We start from the raw sequence: 3,824 nt of genomic DNA, 5'->3' as shown, positions 1-3,824 counted from the left end.
AGTTGCTCTCGTATTGAATTTAGACAACTCAGGTGACTTAGCGGGTGAAAATATTGAGTTAAGTGTGACCCTTGATTCCCTCTCACAGGCTTATGTAGACAATCTGAATTCAACAATTACTATTCCACATTTTGCTGCTCATGGCTCCAGGGAGATCAGGATTCCCTTGGATGTTTCTCATGATTTTCCACAGGGGCACTCCATGGATATCATCATTCAGATGGACGATGGAGAAGTAACCAGACACTATGAAAAGTCATTCCTAACTGGTCTCCCTGTGGGATATGTATATCTGGAAGATTTTGAGTATGATCGTCTTGGTGAAAGCAATTCGAGATGGATGATTCACACTTCAGGTTCTATCGAGGAAGCAACCTCGCTTAATGTTATGGATGTATACGATAAAATGAATGATCAATGGTCATCGGTTGCACAGCAAGGTGACAGAGCCTTATCGCTGGAACCACATTGGGTAGGGTCTCTCAGGTTGGTTTCACCACCTATCAGCTTAGATGGATTCAGGAGGCCAGAACTGAGTTTTATGGAACAAAGAGGCTGGGACCACACTCGTTCAGGCGGAACTCATAAACATGATGTCCAATTGCAGTACGCAGATGATTTAGCTGGTCCATGGTACACACTATCCACCATAGTGACAGACGAATCTGAACTTGGTGTGTGGAAGAGGGTAGAAAGTATAGATTTGGAGACCATCAAGGATCGGGATGTTTATCTGGCATTCAATTCCAATCAGCCGCACTATTACTGGCGCCTGGATGAGATATCCATAAGAGATGCAGCTTCAGATGATCCTGAAATACCCGTAAATTATCGAGTATTCAGTTATCCAAATCCATTTAATGCAAATGCCACCATTCTGTATGACCTGGACGCTCGAGCAGATGTTTTGCTGGAGGTATTCAATATTCGTGGTCAGCGATTATCTGTGCTGAGAGAAGGTTCCCTTCCAGCTGGAACGCATGCTGCACATTTTAATGCTTCAGAGCATGCATCAGGAATCTATATTTGTAGCCTTTTACTAGGTCACGAGAGATATATATCAAAAATGACTCTGATGAAGTAGGAAACGAAGCTGAGATATGAATCGAAAAGTGCCAACATTAAAAGATATCGCTAACGAACTAGGTTTATCTATTTCGACTGTTTCGCGTGCCTTACAAAACCATCCAGGCATCGCAGAAGAAACCATCCTCAAGGTTAAAAAGGTAGCTGAACGATTTGATTACTTTCCAGACAGCATAGCTAAGAATCTTAAGACAAGCGCATCAAGGACAATTGGTGTAATTGTTCCAGAGATCAAACATGACTTTTTCTCTTCTGCCATTGATGGGATGGAAGACCTTGCATACAAGCATGGTTTCACTATCATTGTTTCAAAATCAAATGAAGACTACAATCGGGAAGTGCTAAACACTCATAATATGCTTTCAAATAGAGTCGCGGGTATCGTTGCCTCAGTCTCACAAACGACCCAGAATGGTGATCACTTCAAACGCTTCCTTCAAAGAGGTATTCCAGTAGTTCTTTTTGACCGCATTCTCGATCAACTTAATGTTTCGAAGGTAATAGTTGATGATTATAAAGGTGCTCGGAAAGCTGTGGAACATCTCATTGAAATGGGCTACACGAGAATTGCTCACCTTGCAGGACCAAGCTATCTCGGTATCGCTCAAGAACGTCTAAAGGGATATCAAAAAGCACTTGAGGATCATGGAGTGGTCTATGATGAGGATATTGTCATCCACGGTACCCTGCAGGAGAGATCTGGAGCCATTGGCATTCGGACACTCTTTGAGGTATCAAATCCGCCTGACGCTATATTCGCAATTAATGATCCCGTGGCAGTTGGCGCTCACAAGGAGATAATATCAATGGGGCTTAATATTCCCCAGGATATTGGAATTACTGGATTTAGCAACAATCCCATTACTGAGATCATTGATCCACCCCTAACCACAATTGATCAACATGGATACAAAATGGGTCAGGAGGCAATCCAAATACTGATGGATGAATTGAAAACTCCAATTGAAGACCGGAAATCTATTACAAGAGTCATTGAGACAGAATTAATTGTTAGGGAATCTTCCTTGCGAGAAAATACGAGACCCTGATGAAGGAAGCTCTCATTGATTGAGAATATGAGTAAGCATAACAAAACCAGCATTTCTGAATTTCCTTTTGGCCAGTTGAGCGATGGTACACAGATTACTGAATACCGGCTAGAAAATAAAAACAAGATATCAATCAGTGTTTTAAACTATGGTGGGATCATTCATTCAATTGTTGTCCCAGATATAAATGGGGAGTTTGCAGATATCTTGTTGGGATATGAAGATATAGACGGATACCTGCAGGATCGTTCATATATGGGTGCTATTCTAGGACGCTATGCGAATAGAATAGCAGATTCTTCCATAATTCTTGATGGTGTAAAGCACCTACTTCCAAGCAATGATGGCACTAGCTGCAATCATGGAGGTACTCAGGGTTTCAATCAGGTGGTATGGGATTCTGAAATAATCTACTCGGAAGATGATGTGGCTTTAGTTCTGAACCATTTAAGTCCAGATGGCGATCAAGGTTTTCCAGGCAACCTGGAAATAAGCATTCGTTACACATTGAATCAGAAAAATGAGTTAACTGTCCAGATAAACGCGTATAGCGACCAGAAGACGGTAGTAAACATATCTTTGCATCCATATTTCAACCTTACGGGATTGAGCAGTGTTAATATCGAAACTCACATGCTTGAAATAAAGGCTGATGAATACCTCCCCATTAACGATTCTATGATACCAAAGGGTGAAAAACGAACTGTCTCACAGTCTCCATTTGACTTTAGAACTCTCGCTTCCTTGGGGTCCCGGCTTTCCAAGCAAAACCCACAGCTGAAGTTAGCGGAGGGCTTTGATCATTGCTTTGTCATTAGGGATTCCTCAAATGAATTGAAAGAAATGGCCATCATCGAGGATCCTGTGAGTAGAAGACGACTTACTCTGTCATCTAATGCACCAGGTTTACAACTATATACTGGTAATTATTTGAATGGGAACGTTCCCGGAAAAAGGGGTGCCCAGTATAATAAATGGCAGGCTGTATGCTTAGAGCCACAGCATTTCCCAAACTCTCCCAGTGAAAAGTCGTTTCCATCGACTGTTCTAAAACCAGGGCAGGAATATAATCATCAAATCAGATATAAATTTGATATAGCGAATTAATTTGAAATAAAGGGCTCATACATGCAGTTTTCATCTGTTGATTATTTAACATTCATCATCTATGCAGTAACAATTGTTACTGTAGGATTATGGGTATCCAGGAGTAAAGAAGGGCATGAGAAAAATGCTGAGGATTACTTTTTAGCAGGTAAATCTTTACCCTGGTGGGCTATCGGAGCATCTTTGATCGCAGCCAATATTTCAGCTGAACAATTTATTGGAATGTCAGGATCTGGGTTCTCCCTGGGTCTGGCTATTGCTTCCTATGAGTGGATGGCTGCTATTACCCTTATTATTGTAGGCAAGTATTTTCTTCCCATCTTCATTGAAAAAAACATCTATACCATTCCCGGTTTTGTTGAGGTCCGCTATAGCAAAAACCTAAAAACTATTTTGGCGGTTTTCTGGATTGGTCTATTCATTTTCGTTAATCTCACGTCAGTCCTTTTCTTGGGTGCCAAGGCTCTCGATACGATACTGGGTGCGGGAAATGGTGATTACATCATGCATGGAATACTGGGATTGGCTTTCTTTGCTGCAGCTTATTCAATATGGGGTGGTTTATCGGCTGTTGCATGGACG

At 41.5% G+C, this 3,824-nt stretch carries 4 protein-coding genes; all 4 read left to right on the top strand.

Features of this window, described 5'->3' with window-relative positions:
* Positions 1-1,084: T9SS type A sorting domain-containing protein (locus U9Q77_05355; GenBank protein ID MEA3286785.1), on the top strand; the 1,084-nt coding region annotated here is incomplete at its 5' end.
* 16 nt (positions 1,085-1,100) lie between these two features.
* Positions 1,101-2,135 (top strand): LacI family DNA-binding transcriptional regulator, encoded by a 1,035-nt coding sequence (locus tag U9Q77_05350; protein ID MEA3286784.1) that lies wholly within the window; start codon positions 1,101-1,103, stop codon positions 2,133-2,135.
* A gap of 27 nt (positions 2,136-2,162) precedes the next feature.
* Complete coding sequence (locus U9Q77_05345) at positions 2,163-3,242, top strand: aldose epimerase family protein (GenBank protein ID MEA3286783.1); 1,080 nt, start codon at positions 2,163-2,165, stop codon at positions 3,240-3,242.
* 21 nt (positions 3,243-3,263) lie between these two features.
* On the top strand, positions 3,264-3,824 hold a 561-nt coding region (locus U9Q77_05340; protein ID MEA3286782.1), incomplete at its 3' end, for a sodium/glucose cotransporter.

Source organism: Candidatus Neomarinimicrobiota bacterium (assembly GCA_034716895.1).
Lineage (GTDB): Bacteria > Fidelibacterota > UBA8477 > UBA8477 > JABMPR01 > JABMPR01.
The sequence above is the reverse complement of the archived record's forward strand: the minus strand, read 5'-3'. Positions and strand labels throughout refer to the sequence as shown.